The sequence below is a fragment of the Bacillus sp. JJ1127 genome, from assembly GCF_036965845.1.
GTDB lineage: Bacteria > Bacillota > Bacilli > Bacillales > Bacillaceae_G > Bacillus_A.
This window is the reverse complement of the sequence record NZ_JBALQK010000419.1, coordinates 970-5,050: the sequence shown is the minus strand read 5'-3', so window position 1 is coordinate 5,050 and position 4,081 is coordinate 970. Positions and strand designations below refer to the sequence as shown.

4 protein-coding genes are annotated in these 4,081 nt (G+C 31.8%); all 4 read right to left on the bottom strand.

The window, feature by feature from the left end; translation table 11 throughout:
* Nucleotides 1-550 precede the first annotated feature (550 nt).
* Complete coding sequence (locus tag V7183_RS25415) at nucleotides 551-952, bottom strand: DUF6157 family protein (protein ID WP_335361267.1); 402 nt, start codon at nucleotides 950-952, stop codon at nucleotides 551-553.
* Nucleotides 953-1,157: 205 nt separating this feature from the next.
* Nucleotides 1,158-1,727 (bottom strand): dihydrofolate reductase family protein, encoded by a 570-nt coding sequence (locus tag V7183_RS25410; protein ID WP_335361266.1) that lies wholly within the window; start codon nucleotides 1,725-1,727, stop codon nucleotides 1,158-1,160.
* Between the two features lie 328 nt (nucleotides 1,728-2,055).
* Nucleotides 2,056-3,321, bottom strand: a complete 1,266-nt coding sequence (locus tag V7183_RS25405) for a serine hydrolase domain-containing protein (protein ID WP_335361265.1) — start codon at nucleotides 3,319-3,321, stop codon at nucleotides 2,056-2,058.
* A 245-nt stretch (nucleotides 3,322-3,566) separates the two neighbouring features.
* Complete coding sequence (locus V7183_RS25400; RefSeq protein ID WP_335361268.1) at nucleotides 3,567-3,980, bottom strand: Tn7-like element transposition protein TnsE; 414 nt, start codon at nucleotides 3,978-3,980, stop codon at nucleotides 3,567-3,569.
* Nucleotides 3,981-4,081 lie beyond the last annotated feature (101 nt).

Sequence of the window (4,081 nt, the reverse complement as noted above, 5' to 3'; positions counted from 1 at the left end):
CTTCTATACTTAGATATGTTTTTTCATTCATTTTCATTAATAAACCCCCTCGTAACTTTTCTTATCCTGGGAACATTATATTTCTCTATTTAATATTGACACATATAAATTATGAATTGATTCATCTTGTTCATATATTCTAAGAATTTCTTTAATCATAAAAAACTTGTTCCCCTTATATTCATTTACATTCCTATCACAAGATATTGAAAATGTTTCGTACAATATTTCTATACAATAGGAAAAATTCCTTCTTCCACTAACTGGCCCTATAATGAAAAGATACGTCTTTCACTCTCCCACTGATAAATCTATTAATCTAAATTCTATTATGTTCAATGAAAGGCTTTTTCAAACGAGGATATTCAATAATCTAAGATATTGATAAATTTCAATCTTCGAATAATCTAAAAAGACCCTTTCTATGTTTCCAGGAAAGCGCCCGATTGTGGAAGATTGAAAATGCGAAAGAGCTACAAAAATATCCTCTAAGTTATTTTACTAACGCACCGTTTACTTTAATAAACGATATTTATAATAAGATACTGTTTTATTTTCTTTTCGAACGCATACCTTTTAATTTAGTAATCTTATCTTGATTAAGCAATTGGTTATATATTTCACTCTTAACATCATAAATGGCAATTTTCCCTTGATCGTTATAGTGTATTCCCCAACCATAATTTTTCACTAAAGGAGAAGCTCTGAAGCAAGCCATAGATTTTGAAAAAAATTGTTTTCGCAGTTCATCTGTATTTTCTTCTTCTATTTGATTTTTGATTAAATAAGTTTTAAATTGCACATCTTCTTGTGTAAATTTATAAGGATTATTCTTAATTAAATCATATTTAATAGAAGCAATAGTAAGTTTTCCGTTTCTGGTGACAGGTACTATGGCAGAAGTAGCTTTTGAATCCTCTGAAATGGTAATAAGTGTGTTCTTGTAACTCATATAACAACCTCCTTAGTAAACCAATTTTCCATAAAGATATATAATATTTACAATTATACAAATATCTAGAAAGTAGATTTCCAAGTTTGGGAATCTACTTCAAAAAAGTTCTTCAAAAAAAGCGCACGATTGTTGAAGAAGTAACAGTTACTATCGAGTATTTCCTAATGATATTTATTGTATTTTTTTGGAATATACAATATTATTAATTTCCATTTAAATGATAGATTAGTTGCACAACACCAGAGGAGAACGTTCTTGTATTAACCATTTTTAAATTCAACCTCTGTTTTATATCAATAAACAACGGTTTTCCTTCTCCCAAAATAACGGGGTGAACAGATAATCTAAATTCATCAACAAGCCCTAAATTGATAAAAGTTGTAATAAGACTTGCTCCACCATATAGCCAGATATCTTTACCAGGCTTATTCTTTAACTTATTTACTTCTTCAAAAATATTGTCATTTATGAATATTTCTTTATTATCAGTCCCTTTTTGCGTTCTGGAAAACACATATTTTTCTTTACTATGAACTAATTCCCAAATTCCTTTTTCAGTATCAGTATCTTCAATTTCTGGAGTAAATTGTCCCCATAAATCGAAACTTTTTCTTCCATATAAAATAGTATCAATTTGATTTAAGAAATTAATAAACCCCATCTCAGAGTCCATGATGCACCAATCAACTTCCCCATTTTTCCCTTCAATAAAACCATCTAAAGTAACTGCTAAATCTAAAATTATTCTTCTTGGTCTTACGTTATTGGACATAATGCTTCCTCCCTTTAATCATTTAGATATTGTTTCTCCCGCTAAGTTTTTTATATTTTCATTATTTACAATATTTATTTCCGAATAAAGTTACTGATGTTATTAAACTAACCTGCTCTTTAACTTAATAACAATTATCTCAAATTCCCATTATTTCCACAATTCATTCAAGAATATGGCCCAATAAAAGAAGACGCCCTCTTACTTAAGAATGGCGCCTGATTGCTGAAAAACGTTCGGCACATCTATGCTTTCTGGATAAAGGAGAAACAATCCTATTTTGCGTACGTTTCTCCATCACTTCATGGTGTCTGCCTAAAACCCTAGATTATGGGGTTTTTCTTTTATATCCGAAAAACGACATTTTGCCGTTTTCGTTCTCAACAATACTGTATGGATAGATCTGGTCAGAATATCTACGAACAAATCCTCCTTCACCTACTGGATAGATCTCAATATGAAGATTGCCAGAGAATCTCGTGAAATACAACTTGCCATTAAGGAATTTCACTTCAATCTTATCTTTCAAGTATGTACCGCAATACTTTTTAAGCTTACTTTCGTTGATAGGAAGCTCTTTATGTTTTGTCGGAGCAACTACATCAACATGATGCAGAATATCGGAAATTGCATTACCCATTCTGTACTGATTTATAGCTTCATTATTGGAAAGAATGATAATACAAATATCTTCATCGAAAAAATCCTGCATATAAGTACTGATACCAAGTTGATCTCCTCCATGGGAATATCTGTATGTTCCGTAAACATGATGATGTTCCAGTCCATAGCAGTAATTATTTTGGTTCTCGTTAAAAAACCTAGTATAGACCTCCTTGGATAGGATTTTCCGATCCCGTAAACAGGTATACCATTTATACAAATCATCGCAATTTGAAATTATGGCTCCTGCACCGATGCTAAACTTCTCGTTAAAATACGGGCATTTGATGGTTGCATCAAAATCATTTACATAATTACTTGATCTGTTTTTTATCGTTTTACAACCGTCATCAACATCGCTGTTCATCATATTCAAAGGCAGGAATATATGGTTTCTTAGATAATATTCATATTTTTCTCCTGAAACATTTTCAATGATCCATGCAAGCAAATTATAGTTCGAGTTATTGTAATCATATACCGTTCCCGGTGGCTTTGTAGGCTTTTTATTAATATACCTCTGAAAGAAATGGTTTCGTGAATAATCCATTCTGTTGTATCCCGCAAAAAAGTCATTTTCGAAGTTTGTGAAATTATATAAACCAGAAGTATGCGATAATAAATGATGGACAGTGATTGATTCGTCAATTTTCATATTGGCGGGGAGGTATAATTGTGCAGGTTTATCAATGTCCATCATTTTTTTTTCATGAAGGAGCATAATAGCAAAGGCCGTAAACTGTTTTGACATGGAAGCAATGGAGAAGCACGAGTTGGTATCATTTTTCACCCCAAACTCGATACTTGCATAGCCGTATGCATTTTCAAAAAGCACCTCGCCTTTTTTGGTCACTTGAATAACTCCGTAAAAGTCCCACAATTCTAGATATTTGTTAATATAAGCCTCTAGTTTTAATCGTATTTCTTGCATCAGATCACACTCCACACAAAATATATATAATTTATACTGTGTTTCCCGTTAGCGATGTCCAAGACTCTGGGAAGTTAACACCTATGCTCACGCCATACAGTCGCTTTTGCTTAAAATATCGGAATTAAAGAAACTTCATTTGGTTAACCTATAGAAATTCTTGATAAACAGTCTTAACTCCTTCTTTTATTAAACAATATGGCCCGATTGTGGAAGAAACGCTAATATTATGAAAATGTGTTCTTTTAAATTAACTTGTTTAATAACATTTCACTCCTATGGCGAACACCTTTAGAACTATGCTTCGCCTTCATTACAATAACACCTTGATTTTCAATAATCTTTAATGTTTTACTCGTCCAAGTACCATTGTCATTAACAAGATTCACAAGTAAACAATGATAAATAGACTTCCAATTAGTAATTTTAGATGATGATAAAATGAGCATCGACATCGAGTGATTTTCTCGCTCTACTTCTATTATGTTGAATCGTTTTCCTTTAACCATATATACTTCAGCAATCACATACCGTCTTTTCGTAACACCATCACTTAACTTTATAAATTTACGTTCTCCCAAGCCCTCTGGCAACACATCGGTAAACACTCTAATTGCCCGTATTTCCGAGTTTTGTCCCAATACTTTCAACACATTAATAAAATCTTGCAGCTGTAGCTTTTAAATAAAGTTTGATCAAATTAATTCTATCAATCGTAATAGAAGAACAGAAGAAAAGAGAGTGTTTTGAAAAAAGATTG